The following is a 12,304-nucleotide window of genomic DNA, read 5'->3' on the forward strand; positions in this document are numbered from 1 at the left end:
GCCCTGAATTACCAGCGGTTGCACTCTTTAGCGCTGGCTGTGTCGAAAGCAGGCGGCAGGCCCGGTGTCAACGGCTGATCTGTCGCAATCACTATTCCCGCGGCTTGCTGCCGTTGTCACGGTGTCAACGGGTCTTCTGCCGCAACCACCATTCCCGCGGCCTCGCTGCCGTTGCCACGGTGTCAACGGCTGATCTGTCGCAATCACTATTCCCGCGGCTTGCTGCCGTTGTCACGGTGTCAACGGGTGTTCTGCCGCAACCCCCATTCCCGCGGCCTCGCTGCCGTTGCCACGGTGTCAACGGGTGATCTGCCGCAACCCCCATTCCCGCGGCTTGCTGCCGTTGCCACGGCGTCAGCGCGTGTTCTGCCGCAGCCACTTGTTCCAGGCGGATTCGGAGCCGTTGAAGACGTTGATGTCGGACTTGCCGGTCATGCCGGGAACGATGCCGGTTCCGGTGTACTGCCAGAAGGTGAAAGGGTGGCTGCCATATTTCTCGCGCGGGTGTCCGGCGACTGAGCGCAGCCAGTAGGGATAGCCGCGGAAGGTCGACAGTTCATTGTCGTCGAAGAAGTCGACGGAGGTGTAGATGATCGGCTTCTTGCCGTAATGCCGCTCGACGATTTCGAGGAAGGTCGTCATCTCCGCGCGCACCGTGGCGGCGTCGGGGCGCAGCCGGCAGGTCGGCGAGTTCGGGTTCCATTCCATGTCGAGAACCGGCGGCATGGCGGAGCGGTCGACGGGGACATTCTGGATGAACCAGCGCGCCTGGGTGGCTGCCGGCGTGCAGAAATAGAAGAAATGATAGGCCGCGCGTGGAATCCCGTTGGCTTTCGTGCGCGCCCAGTGCTCGCTGAAATACTCATCGAAACGATCGCCGCCTTCCGTTGCCTTGATGAAGGCGAAGGAGATGCCGCTGGCCTTGGCCGCCGGCCAATCGACCGAGGTCTGGTATTTGGAGACGTCGGTACCATGGACGGCATAATTCCACGGCGCACCGCTGTCCCACTCATGCGGCTTTGAATCGGCAAAGCGCGGCGCGCGCACGGCCACCGTCGGGCTGCTCGACGCGGATGGCGATAACGGCGAGAGATCGTCCACGGTCGAGCAGGCGCCGAGCAGCGTCAGCATGAAAAGGGCCGCAAGACGGCGCATCCGCAACTTCCAAGCCGGAATCAGCCGGTCGCTGATGGGTCTGTGCACTGATGGCCGAAGCTGGTCTGGCCCCCTCCAGGCGATCGCCCCACGCATCGCCTGGCATATTCGTTTTTCATGCATGTCGTGTCCCAAAACCGCTGCGCGCTTTTGGGCGACATGCATCCCTGTGATCGCCGATCATGGTTGATATCTGGTTTATGGCGCTCGACAAGAGGCCCGATTTTGCGGAAGCAATGGCGGCAATTCGATGACATAAGCGTCAGGCGAATGCCTGGGAGGCAAGGGATGCGGTTCGTCGTCAAGATCGTCAAATGGCTGCTTGGCCTGATCGTGCTGGCTATCGCCGCGCTGTTTGCCTGGCTCTATATCGCGCCGCCGGAACTGATCCGCGTCGGCTCGGGCTATTCGGCCAAGATCGTCTGCTCCAACGTCTTCATCGCCGGGCGCGATGCCAACGAGGTGCTGGCAGTCGACGTGCAGGCGCCGGGCCACCCGCTGCTGCGCTTGATGCGGGTCTCGGTCGACAAGAACCGGGGGACGGTTTCGGCCGGCCTGCTCGGCTTCCTCGGCAAGAGCGAGGCGGTTGCCCGCGACGGGCTGGGCTGCGCCTCCGTCCCCGACGGCGATGTCGGCAAGGCGCGGCGCACGGCAATCCATGCCTCGCCATCGCCGACCAATCAGGACGCGCTGTGGCCCGAGGGCGAGCGAGTCGATGCCTCGCAGAAGCCCGAGGTCTCGAAGATTGTCGGGGACGCCGCGCTGGCCGGCACCGGCATGCGCGCGATCGTGGTGATCAAGAACGGCCGCGTCGTCGCCGAACGCTACGGCGACGGTTTTTCGGCCAAGACGCCGCTGCTCGGCTGGTCGATGACCAAGACAGTGAATGCCGCTATCGTCGGCACGCTGGTCAAGGATGGGAAGATGACGGTCGACAACAAGGGCCTGTTCACGCCGTGGAAGGCCGACGGCCGCGCCGCGATCAGCCTTGCCGACATGATGGCGATGTCGAGCGGGCTGGAGTTCAACGAGGATTATGGCGACGTCGCCGACGTCACGCGCATGCTCTATCTCGAACCTGACATGGCGGGCTTTGCCGCAACCAAACCCCTCACCGGTGAGGTCGGCAAGACGTTTTCCTATTCGAGTGGCACGGCGGTGATGCTGTCGCGCCTCTGGCAGGACGCGATCGGCGACAAGGCCAAGGCATTGACGTGGCCGCGCATGGCGCTGTTCGAGCCGCTCGGCATGCGTAGCGCGGTGCTCGAGACCGACGAGCAGGGCACTTTCGTCGGCTCGTCCTATCTCTACGCCACAGCGCATGACTGGGCCCGCTTCGGCCAGTTCCTGCTGCAGGGCGGTGTATGGAACGGCAACCAAATCCTGCCGGCCGGCTTCGTGGAATGGATGCGCGAGCCGGCATCCGCCTCGAAGGTCTACGGCAAGGGCCAGTTATGGATCGAAGCGCCGGGCGACGAGGAAAACCCCGGCGCCGGCGTCGCGGCCGGGCTGCCGAAGGACACTTACTGGATGGAGGGCCATGACGGACAGACCGTCGCCATCATTCCGTCTGAGCAATTGGTGGTGGTGCGGCTCGGGCTAACGCCGGCCAAGTTCAACTACCGCCCGCAAGCAATGGTGGGAGCGCTCGTGAAGGCGCTGCATTAAGCGGCAGTCGGTTGCTGTAGAGTTTCTTCTAGGCCGCGGTCGCCAAAGGCTTGGCGCGATCAATCCGCGCCCGCTCCTCGGGTGAATTCATGACCTGCCAAAGATCGCTGCGGCGCTGCACGTTGAGCCAGAAATCCGGGCTGTTGCCAAAGACCCGCGCCAGAATGAGCGCGGTCGCGGCCGTCACGTTGCGGCGGTCGTTGCACAATTCGTTGACATGCTTGCGCTGAACCCCCATCGCTTCCGCCAAAGCAGCCTGTGTCAGGCCAAGTGGTTGCATAAATTCTTCCGTGAGGATTTCACCCACCGTTGCCGGCTTGCGTGTGGTCATCAACATGTGTCGTCTCATCTGTAGCTATGATCGTCGAGATGGATATCCGACGCTTCACCACGGCCGCCATTCCACCGAAAGATCAGCCGCCATTGGTTGTTGACGCGGATTGAGTGGAAGCCATCGAGACTACCACGCAACTTTTCGAAGTGATTGCTCGGCGGTACGCGCAAATCCTGATCGGTCGTCGCGTCATCGATCATCTGGAGCTTGCGGAACAACCGGCCTTCAAGATCGGACGGAATGTTGCGGGAATGGATGTCTTCCACGAAAAAGGCTCGCAGCCATCCGTCCCGAAACCCGACGATCACTTTCTATCTCCAGCATGGAGATAGTGTACCACCCTTTGGGTCATTCTGCAATCGCGAAGGGCGAACCCTGCTGATCGCGTTCACCGGATTGACCTTGGAATTGGAGCGTTGGGCCGCCGATGGCGAAAGCGCGCCGGGTTCTACGGCTGTTTTGTCTGCGATGTCAGGTGCCGAGCTTGATCACAGCCAGCCAGGAATAACCGTGATAAAGCGTGCGGAAACGGAAGGTTGCGCCGGTTCGCTCGGCTTCCGATTCCAGAACGTCGCGCAGGGATTCACGCGGCGTGACGTGGAATTTTTTCAGCCAGCCGCGCAGCAAGGTACGGAACCAGCCTGGCAGACCTTCCTGCTGGCCGAAATCGACGACGTGCAGCGAGCCCATCGGGGCCAGCGCGGCAAGTGCTGCCGATACCGTCTTCTCCCAGCCCGGGATCATCGACAGCGAATAGGATACGAAGACGCGGTCGAAGCTGCCTTGGCCAAACAGCGCCTTCGGGTTGAAATCCGTGGCATCGCCCCTTGCCAGCATGACGCGATCAGAGAGGCCTTCGCGGGCAACCGCGGCGCCTGCCGTCTCCAGCATTTCGGCCGAAATATCGAGGCCGAAGAAGCGCGCGTCTGGATAGGCGCGGGCGGCGAGGATGATGTTGCGGCCGGTGCCGCAGCCGAGTTCAAGCACGGTGCCGCCCGATGGCACGTTCAGTCCCGATATCAGCTTGTCGCGGCCGAGAAGGTAGTATTTGCGGGTCAGGTCGTAGATGTGGCGCTGCCAGCGGTAGACGCCGTCCATCAGTTCGGCGTGGCTGGCCGGCAGCTCCGTCGTGCTCATGCGGCGCGCTTCACATAGAGGTGGAAGCCGCCATAGATGGCCGAGCGGTCGCGGGCCGAGAATTCGCGCGAGGCCTCGTTCTGGTAATCCCACTGGTCGAGAAGCGAGGTGGAAACGCGGCCCGGCAGCAGGCTGGGCTCGGCAGCGGTGCGGAAAATGACGCGCGCCCCAGTGGAGGCGGAGCGGGTGATTTCCGACCACAGTGCATTGAGCTGGTCATCGGTCATCCAGTCCTGCGCGTCGAGCAGGATGAAGCGGTCGACGGCGCCGGCATCCTTGCCGGCGAGGAATTCGATCAGGTTGGCGTGATGGATGGCGACGCGGTCGACATTGCCGCGGATGGTCTCGTAATTGTGCTTTTCCAGATAGGCGGGCAGGGCGGCCTCGCCTGGTTCCGGGTAGCGGCGAGCAAAGGCCTGCCAGGCGAAGTAATTGTTTTCCAAGGGGAAGTCGCAGGCAAGCTTTTCCAAGCGGGCCTTAAGCACGCTGGCCATGGTGCCGTCGCCGGAGGTGATCAGCGAATCATACTGCGCCGGCGGAATGCCGAGACCGAACAGCGAGGCTTTTCGCGAGGTCGCCCATTTCAGAAGCTTCCTGTCGAAGACCGGCGCCAGCTCCTCATTGAAGAAGCGGCGCTGTTCGCCGATATTCCTGGCTTCCATCATGCGGGCCGGGTTGACGCCGAACAATTTCGCCGTGCGGTGGCCCATGGCGATGAACAGGCCGAGCAGGCCGGTCTGGTAGAAATTGCGGTCGAAGACACCAATACGCCGGCGGCCGCGCCAGTTGCGGTGTTCCCAATAGTGGCGGCTGACCGGGTCGAGATGCGGCGCGATGAAACGGTCGTAGGCTTCCGAATTGTGGCTGGTGTCGGCGGCGCCGAAGAAGCGGAACAGGTCGCTCTGCGAAGGCAGATGGCGGACTGCCTCAAGCTTCATGCGGTTCAGCGCGATGTGAGCGGCGTTGAGGTCGACAGCGTCGATCCGTGCCGGCGAACGGGTAAGGTAGGCCAGGATGTTGCAGCCGCCGGAAGCGATGGTGACGACGCGATGACCCTGGCCAAGTTGCATCGCGTCCATGTCGACGTCAGGATCTTCCCAGATCTGCGGATAGACAAGGCCGGAAAACAGGAAGGCGAACAGCCGCTCGGAAATGCCAGCTTTCGAAAGCGGGCGGTTCTGGTAGACGGCTTTTCCAACTTCCTTGCCGCGGCGAAAAACCAGGTCCGAGGAGACGTCCGTCATGGCAAAGTGATTCCCCATTTGCTTTGCCGCAAGCGGGTACCGCAGGGTCATGACAGGCCGGTGACAGCCTGTTGACGTCTCTCTTACAGCTTGCCAAACCCGCCCGGCGTCGGCGTCGTCACGATGACGGCCTCGCCAGCGTCGAGAACGGTCTGGTCGCAGGCCTTCAGCACGTCGACCGTGCCGTCGTTGCGGCGGACCTTGGTCGAGCCGACTTCGCCGTCGCCGCCGCCATCCAGCCCCCGTGGCGGGCGGTTGCGGTGCGAGGACAGAATCGCGCATTCCATTTTCTCGAGGAAGCGGATGGTGCGTTTGGTGCCGTCGCCGGCGTTCCATTTGCCCTTGCCGCCCGAGCCTTCGCGGATGTGAAAATCCTCCAGCACCACGGGAAAGCGCAGTTCAAGCACCTCCGGATCGGTTAGGCGCGAATTGGTCATATGGGTGTGCACGCCGGAGGTGCCGGCAAAGCCGCGGCCGGAGTTCATATGGCCGGCCGGCGAGCCGGAACAGATGGTCTCGTAATATTGGTACTTCTTGTTGCCGAAAGTCAGGTTGTTCATCGTGCCCTGCGCATTGGCCATCGCGCCCATGGCGCCGAACAGCGCATTGGTTACGTGCTGCGAGGTCTCGACATTGCCGGCGACGACGGCGGCAGGATAGGCGGGCTTCAGCATGCAGCCGTCGGGAATGACGATGTTGATCGGCCTGAGGCAGCCGGCATTCATCGGGATCATGTCCTCGACCATGACGCGGAAGGCGTAGAGCACGGCCGCGCGCGCCACCGGCTCAGGGGCGTTGAAATTGTTCTTCATGACAGGCGACGTGCCGGTGAAGTCGACGGTCGCCTCGCGCTTTTGGCGATCGACCGTGATCTTCACCTTGATGACCTGGCCGGTATCGGTCGGATACTCATATTCCGACGTGTCCGGCAGCCGCTCCAGCACCCGGCGCACGCTCTCGGCGGCATTGTCCTGGACATGGCCCATATAGGCCTCGACGACATCAAGCCCGAAATGGGAGACCATCTTGCGCAGTTCGGCGACACCCTTCTCGTTGGCGGCAATCTGTGCCTTGAGATCGGCGATGTTCTGGTGCGGGTTGCGGGCGGGGTAGCGATGATCGGTGAGCAGCGTATGCAACTCCGTCTCGCGGAATTTTCCGCCGTCGACGATGCGGAAATTGTCGAACAGAACGCCTTCCTCGTCGACCGTGGTGGCGAGCGGCGTCATCGAGCCCGGGGCGGTGCCGCCAATGTCGGCATGGTGGCCGCGCGAGGCCGCCCAGAAGAGGATGTTTTTCCTGATGTCGTCGAACACCGGCGTCACCACGGTGATGTCGGGCAGATGCGTGCCGCCATTATAGGGGGCATTCAAGGCAAAGACGTCGCCGGGGTGGATGTCGCCGGAGTTCAGCCGGATGATGGTTTCGACCGAACGGTCCATGGAGCCGAGATGCACCGGCATGTGCGGCGCATTGGCGACCAGCGCCCCGGTGTGGTCGAAGACGGCGCAGGAAAAATCCAGCCTTTCCTTGATGTTGACGGAATAGGCGGTGTTCTGCAGCGTCACGCCCATCTGCTCGGCGATCGACATGAAGAGATTGTTGAAGACTTCGAGCATCACCGGATCGGCTTGCGTGCCCAGGGCAGCGGCGCGCGCTTTCTTTTCCGTGCGGCGTATAACGACGTGATTGAGGTTGGTGATTTCGGCCCGCCAGCCCGGCTCGACGACGATGGTCTGGTTTGGCTCGATGATCAAGGCGGGGCCGGCGACCAGATAGGACGGTCCGAGGGTCTCGCGACGGTAGACGCCAGCTTCATGCCACTGGCCTTCCGTGTAGATTAGCCGGGTCTCGGAAGCGGCTGGATGGACCCTTGCCGGTCCGGCAGGCGCATGGGCTTCGGCGTTGGTCTGGCCGGTTTCGGTGCCCTCGACGCCGACGGTCTCGACCATCATCGGCTTGTCGTCATAGACGAAACCGAATTGCGCTTTGTGGGCGATTTCGAAATCGCGCTTTGCTTGGAAAATCGAGTCGTTCTCAAAATTTACCGGCAGCGTCGTATCGGTGCCGTCATAGCGAATGTGCAGCACCGGCCTGGTGGCAACCACGTCCTCGGCGATGCCTTGCGCCGCCAGCTCCGCGATAACGGCCTTTTTCAAGGTGGCGACGAGGCCGCCAATCTCCGTTCTGGACTCTTCGGCGAGCGGCTTGAGCAGCGCCTGCTGGCGCGAGGCGAACACCGAGGCCAAGCCGATGCCATAGGCCGAAAGCAGGCCGGAGAAGGGATGGATCAGCACGGCCTCCATGCCAAGCGCGTCCGCGACCAGGCACGCGTGCTGTCCGCCGGCGCCGCCGAAGCAGTTCAGGAGGTATTCGGTGACGTCGTAGCCGCGCTGCACGGAAATCTTCTTGATCGCGTTGGCCATGTTCTCGACCGCGATGGTGACGAAGCCCTCGGCGACCGATTCGGGCGGCCGGCCATCGCCGATCTCAGCGGCAAGTGCCGCGAATTTCGCATGCACGGTTTCCGCGTCGAGCGGCGCGTCCTGGCTGGAACCGAAGATCGACGGGAAGAAGTCGGGCTGCAGCTTGCCGAGCATCACATTGGCATCGGTCACCGCCAACGGGCCGCCGCGCCGGTAGGCGGCGGGGCCGGGATTGGCGCCCGCGGAGTCTGGTCCGACGCGGAAACGGCCGGGCTCGTAGTGCAGGATCGAGCCGCCGCCGGCGGCGACCGTGTGGATGCGCATCATCGGCGCGCGGACGCGCACACCGGCGACTTCCGTGTCGAAGGCCCGTTCATACTCGCCGTCATGGTGGGCGACGTCGGTGGACGTGCCGCCCATGTCGAAGCCGATGACCTTGTCGAAACCGGCGAGCTTCGCCGTCTCGACCATGCCGACCACGCCGCCGGCCGGGCCCGACAGCAATGCGTCCTTGCCCTGGAACATGTCGGCGGCGGTGAGCCCGCCAGAAGACATCATGAACATCAGGCGAGGGGATTCGTTGTTTTTTCCCGCCGCACCCGGTTCTCCCGCCACCCCCAGTTCTCCCGCCACCCTTTGCACATAGCGCGACAGGATCGGCGACAGATAGGCGTCGACCACCGCGGTGTCGCCGCGGCCGACCAGCTTGATCAGCGGCGAGACCTCGTGGCTGACCGAGACCTGTCCGAAACCAAGCTTGCGGCAGACCTTGGCCACCGCCTTCTCGTGATCGGGATATTTCCACGCATGCATGAAGACGATCGCCACGGCGTCGATGCCATCGGCTTTCGCTTGTTCTATGGCCGGCCGGCAGGCTGATATGTCGAGCAGCCGCTCGACGCGGCCGTCGGCGAGCACGCGCTCGTCGACCTCGATGACGCGCTCATAGAGCTGTTCGGGAAGGATGATCTCCTTGGCGAAGATGTCCGGTCGCGCCTGGTACGCAATCCCTAGCGCATCGCCAAACCCCTTGGTGATGAGCAACAACACGCGGTCGCCCTTGCGCTCCAGAAGGGCGTTGGTGGCCACGGTCGTGCCCATCTTGATGTCGCCGATCAGGCTGGACGGGATCGCGGCGGTCGCTTCAAGGTCGAGCAGGTCGCGGATACCCTGAATGGCCGCATCGGCATAGGCTTCAGGATTCTCCGACAGCAATTTGCGCGGATGCAGCCCGCCTTGCGGGTCACGGCCGATAATATCGGTGAAGGTGCCGCCGCGATCGATCCAGAAATCCCATTTCGCGGTCATGCGGCTGTCTCCGGTATTCGTTTCGTTATCGTTGTTAAAGCGCCCAAGCGCCGGCAGCAATGTCGCCTGCATGCCATTGATGTTACAGGCGGAAACGCAACGTTATGAAACCCATGGCCGTCCGGGGCATTTCTCCTTCGACCGTTCACCGCAACGTGAACGTGTGTTGAAGGAGAGACGTAATGAAAAAGCTCATTCTTGCTTCGGTGTCCACCCTGGCCCTGCTGGGCGTTGCCGCCTGCAGCGACAGTGGCACAGGCACTGACAACACCACCACGCAGAGCACCAATCCGCCGGCTGCCGAGCAGCCGATGAAGCCCGCGGCCCCGGCCGATAATTCGACTAAGCCTGCCGAGCCGGCTCCGGCAACGCCCGCTCCTGCGCCCGCGCAGTAGTTTGTAAGCAGTAGGTGTCTTGGGAGGAAGGCCGGCTTCATGCCGGCCTTTCTCGTGGAGACCGCGCTCGGGACCGTGGATCGTCGGTGGCCACGGACCCGATAGAGAGTGGCCGTTATTGGCTTGATAGCGGGGACCGGTTGGCTCTATGAAGCTGGCCATGTCGATTTGGGACCGCCTCGGCGACTTCATCACGCGGGTTTCGTCTTCAACCACGTCAGGCGTCGCCGACGTGGTTGAAGCTGTGCGCACGGTTTTCTCCGGCGATGCCGACCTGCGCCGCCGCGTCGCCTTCTCGGTGGCGATGATCGCGCTGTCGGCCAAGATGGCCAAGGCCGACGGTATCGTCACCCAGGATGAGGTGCGCGCCTTCCAGGAAATTTTCGAAGTGCCGCCGAAGGAGACGCGCAACGTCGCGCGGCTGTTCGATCTGGCCCAGCGGGATGTGGCCGGTTTCGAGACCTATGCCGAGCGCATGGCGCAGCTCTGCGGCTCCGGGCACTCCAATTGCGTGATGTTGGAAGACATACTCGATGGCCTGTTCCACATCGCCAAGGCCGATGGGTTGGTGCATGAGCGCGAAGGCATCTTCCTGCACCGTATCGCCGAGATCTTCCGCATTGACGAGACGCATTACGAATCGATCATGGCGCGGCACGTCAATCTTGGTGCCGGCGACCCCTATGTCGTCCTCGGCATCGAGCGGGGCAAGCCGTTCGAGGAGGTCAGGAAACGCTATCGCAAGCTGGTGTCGGACAACCACCCGGATCGGCTGATCGCGCGCGGGCTGCCGCAGGAATTCATCAAGATCGCGACGACCAGGGTCGCGGCGATCAACGCCGCCTACGAGATGATCGAGCGGGGTCTGCGGCACGCATGAGCGGCTTCCTGCCCGACGAGCCAAGCGCCGAGGTCAGGGTATCGCCGAATTTCGGGCCAAGGCGCGACGCGCAGAAGCCCGACATGATTGTGCTGCACTACACGGGCATGGCTACCGGGGCCGCGGCCGAAGCCTGGCTGTGCGATCCGGCGAGTGAAGTCTCGTCGCATTATCTCGTCCATGAGAATGGTCACGTCGTGCAGATGGTGCGGGAAAGCGATCGCGCGTGGCACGCCGGCCAGAGTTCCTGGTTCGGACGCACCGACATCAATTCCTGCTCGATCGGCATCGAAATCGTCAATCCCGGCCATTCACTGGGCTATCCCGGCTTTCCGAAACGTCAGATCACGGCGGTCATCGAGCTGTGCAAGGGGATTGTCACGCGGCACGCGATCACCCCCCAGCGGGTGTTGGCGCACTCCGACGTGGCGCCGGGGCGCAAGATCGATCCCGGCGAGAAGTTCCCATGGGCCGCGCTGTTTAAGGCCGGTGTCGGTCATCTCGTGCCGGCCGCTCCCGTCAGGCGCGGAGCCGCGCTGAAGTCCGGTGACCGCGGTGCCGATGTGGAGACGCTGCAGTCGATGCTGTCGCTTTATGGCTATGGCGTCGAGATATCGGGCATTTTCGACGACCGGACACGAATTGTCGTTGAGGCCTTTCAACGGCATTTTCGACCGCGCCGGATCGACGGAATCGCCGACGGCTCGACGATGCGCACGCTGCAGAAACTGCTTGCTTCCGCGAGGAATTGACCTCAGGTCAAGAGCGGGTCCAAGTAATCCTCGCTGGTCATAAAGTTACAAACTGTCACTGAAAGTGACTTGCCTCGCCTTCATTGGCGCCAAATCGGACTTCAAAGGGCGTTTCGTACAGTTTGTCGGACGTCCATCCCCCCGGGTGTTCCGATATTGATCAAGCGATGCCACGCGAAGATCTTCGCGTGGCCCCAACAGAACAGGATCACATGCAGAAATTGACCGTTTTAACGGCAGCTCTTGCTGCCGGGGTAATGAGTTTTGCCTTCAGTGCGGCCGACGCCGCGCCGTTAAGTCCACGGGCCGACCAGGGCCTCGTCGCGGCATCCGCCAAAGGCAAGGCCATTTCGGCCAAAAGCAACAAGACGACGAAGCAGGTTTCCGCGAAAGTGGAAAAGGCAAGCTGGGCCAAGGCAAGTGGGACCAAGGCAAGTAAGACCGGGGCAGGGAAATCCTCCGCCAAGAGGCAGACAAAGCGCGGCCGCAAAACCGTGGACATGACGACGACGGCATCGATCGGTCTCGGCAACCTCGCTGCGGCGACCGCGGCGGTGACGAGCGGTGGCCAGTATTCCGCGATTGTCGGCCGCTACGCGGCGACCTACGGGGTTCCGGTGTCGCTGGCCCAGGCCGTGATCAAGATCGAAAGCAACTACCGGCCGAATATGGTCGGCGGCGCCGGCGAGATCGGACTGATGCAGATCAAGCCGGCAACCGCGCGCATGATGGGTTACAGCGGGTCGGCCAAGGGCCTGTTCGATCCCGACACCAACATCAAATACGGCATGAAGTACCTCGCCATGGCGCGCGACCTCGGCGGCGGCACGACCTGCGGCACCATCCTGAAATACAATGCCGGCCATGGCGCCACCCGCATGAACCCGGTTTCGGCGGCCTATTGCAGCAAGGTCAAGGTCCAGTTGGCGGCTGTCGGCGCACCGGCTTGACAAGAACCGGGCACGACGGCTTTTTCGGTTGCGTTTTGCGGTGTGAACCCCTTTA

The 12,304-nt window shown here is 62.8% G+C and carries 11 protein-coding genes; 5 read left to right on the plus strand and 6 right to left on the minus strand.

What is annotated here, in order from left to right:
- Window positions 1–354 precede the first annotated feature (354 nt).
- Window positions 355–1,155, minus strand: coding sequence for a GH25 family lysozyme (locus tag LB555_RS23980; RefSeq protein ID WP_015317187.1), 801 nt, complete (start codon window positions 1,153–1,155; stop codon window positions 355–357).
- 288 nt (window positions 1,156–1,443) lie between these two features.
- Here LB555_RS23980 and LB555_RS23985 point away from each other — a divergent pair, with 288 nt between their 5' ends.
- Entirely contained in the window at window positions 1,444–2,823 is a 1,380-nt protein-coding gene (locus LB555_RS23985; RefSeq protein ID WP_141907107.1) for a serine hydrolase domain-containing protein, read from the plus strand.
- Between the two features lie 28 nt (window positions 2,824–2,851).
- Here LB555_RS23985 and LB555_RS23990 read toward each other — a convergent pair whose 3' ends face one another.
- The 5 genes from LB555_RS23990 to LB555_RS24010 all read right to left on the minus strand — a co-directional run bounded on the left by LB555_RS23990 (window position 2,852) and on the right by LB555_RS24010 (window position 9,272).
- On the minus strand, window positions 2,852–3,160 hold the full coding sequence (locus LB555_RS23990) for a HigA family addiction module antitoxin (protein WP_015317189.1): 309 nt from the start codon (window positions 3,158–3,160) through the stop codon (window positions 2,852–2,854).
- A gap of 8 nt (window positions 3,161–3,168) precedes the next feature.
- On the minus strand, window positions 3,169–3,465 hold the full coding sequence (locus tag LB555_RS23995; protein ID WP_140615608.1) for a type II toxin-antitoxin system RelE/ParE family toxin: 297 nt from the start codon (window positions 3,463–3,465) through the stop codon (window positions 3,169–3,171).
- A 163-nt stretch (window positions 3,466–3,628) separates the two neighbouring features.
- A complete protein-coding gene (locus tag LB555_RS24000; protein WP_224683944.1) occupies window positions 3,629–4,294 on the minus strand; it encodes a class I SAM-dependent methyltransferase in 666 nt (221 codons plus the stop codon).
- Complete coding sequence (locus tag LB555_RS24005; protein WP_224683945.1) at window positions 4,291–5,589, minus strand: DUF3419 family protein; 1,299 nt, start codon at window positions 5,587–5,589, stop codon at window positions 4,291–4,293. The genes LB555_RS24000 and LB555_RS24005 overlap by 4 nt, the downstream gene beginning before the upstream one ends.
- Window positions 5,590–5,621: 32 nt before the next feature.
- On the minus strand, window positions 5,622–9,272 hold the full coding sequence (locus tag LB555_RS24010) for a hydantoinase B/oxoprolinase family protein (protein ID WP_224683946.1): 3,651 nt from the start codon (window positions 9,270–9,272) through the stop codon (window positions 5,622–5,624).
- A 182-nt stretch (window positions 9,273–9,454) separates the two neighbouring features.
- On the opposite strand from LB555_RS24010, the gene LB555_RS24015 reads away from it, so the two are divergent.
- From LB555_RS24015 to LB555_RS24030, 4 genes are all read left to right on the plus strand, one after another.
- Window positions 9,455–9,667, plus strand: a complete 213-nt coding sequence (locus LB555_RS24015; protein ID WP_224683947.1) for a hypothetical protein — start codon at window positions 9,455–9,457, stop codon at window positions 9,665–9,667.
- Between the two features lie 160 nt (window positions 9,668–9,827).
- Window positions 9,828–10,547 (plus strand): J domain-containing protein, encoded by a 720-nt coding sequence (locus tag LB555_RS24020; RefSeq protein ID WP_041163805.1) that lies wholly within the window; start codon window positions 9,828–9,830, stop codon window positions 10,545–10,547.
- Window positions 10,544–11,299 carry an N-acetylmuramoyl-L-alanine amidase gene (locus tag LB555_RS24025; protein WP_140615614.1) on the plus strand — a complete coding sequence of 252 codons (756 nt, stop codon included), beginning with the start codon at window positions 10,544–10,546 and terminating at the stop codon, window positions 11,297–11,299. Before LB555_RS24020 ends, LB555_RS24025 begins: the two co-directional genes overlap by 4 nt.
- 212 nt (window positions 11,300–11,511) lie before the next feature.
- On the plus strand, window positions 11,512–12,249 hold the full coding sequence (locus tag LB555_RS24030) for a lytic transglycosylase domain-containing protein (RefSeq protein WP_015317197.1): 738 nt from the start codon (window positions 11,512–11,514) through the stop codon (window positions 12,247–12,249).
- Window positions 12,250–12,304: the final 55 nt, after the last annotated feature.

The sequence above is a fragment of the Mesorhizobium sp. BR-1-1-10 genome (assembly GCF_020165595.1).
GTDB lineage: Bacteria > Pseudomonadota > Alphaproteobacteria > Rhizobiales > Rhizobiaceae > Mesorhizobium > Mesorhizobium australicum.

Bases quoted from the DNA above. Each gene is read 5' to 3' on its own strand.
- LB555_RS23980 (WP_015317187.1), bottom strand. From the start codon at position 1,155: ATGCGCCGTCTTGCGGCCCTTTTCATGCTGACGCTGCTCGGCGCCTGC.
- LB555_RS23985 (WP_141907107.1), top strand. From the start codon at position 1,444: ATGCGGTTCGTCGTCAAGATCGTCAAATGGCTGCTTGGCCTGATCGTG.
- LB555_RS23990 (WP_015317189.1), bottom strand. From the start codon at position 3,160: ATGTTGATGACCACACGCAAGCCGGCAACGGTGGGTGAAATCCTCACG.
- LB555_RS24000 (WP_224683944.1), bottom strand. From the start codon at position 4,294: ATGAGCACGACGGAGCTGCCGGCCAGCCACGCCGAACTGATGGACGGC.
- LB555_RS24005 (WP_224683945.1), bottom strand. From the start codon at position 5,589: ATGACCCTGCGGTACCCGCTTGCGGCAAAGCAAATGGGGAATCACTTT.
- LB555_RS24010 (WP_224683946.1), bottom strand. From the start codon at position 9,272: ATGACCGCGAAATGGGATTTCTGGATCGATCGCGGCGGCACCTTCACC.
- LB555_RS24015 (WP_224683947.1), top strand. From the start codon at position 9,455: ATGAAAAAGCTCATTCTTGCTTCGGTGTCCACCCTGGCCCTGCTGGGC.
- LB555_RS24020 (WP_041163805.1), top strand. From the start codon at position 9,828: ATGTCGATTTGGGACCGCCTCGGCGACTTCATCACGCGGGTTTCGTCT.
- LB555_RS24025 (WP_140615614.1), top strand. From the start codon at position 10,544: ATGAGCGGCTTCCTGCCCGACGAGCCAAGCGCCGAGGTCAGGGTATCG.
- LB555_RS24030 (WP_015317197.1), top strand. From the start codon at position 11,512: ATGCAGAAATTGACCGTTTTAACGGCAGCTCTTGCTGCCGGGGTAATG.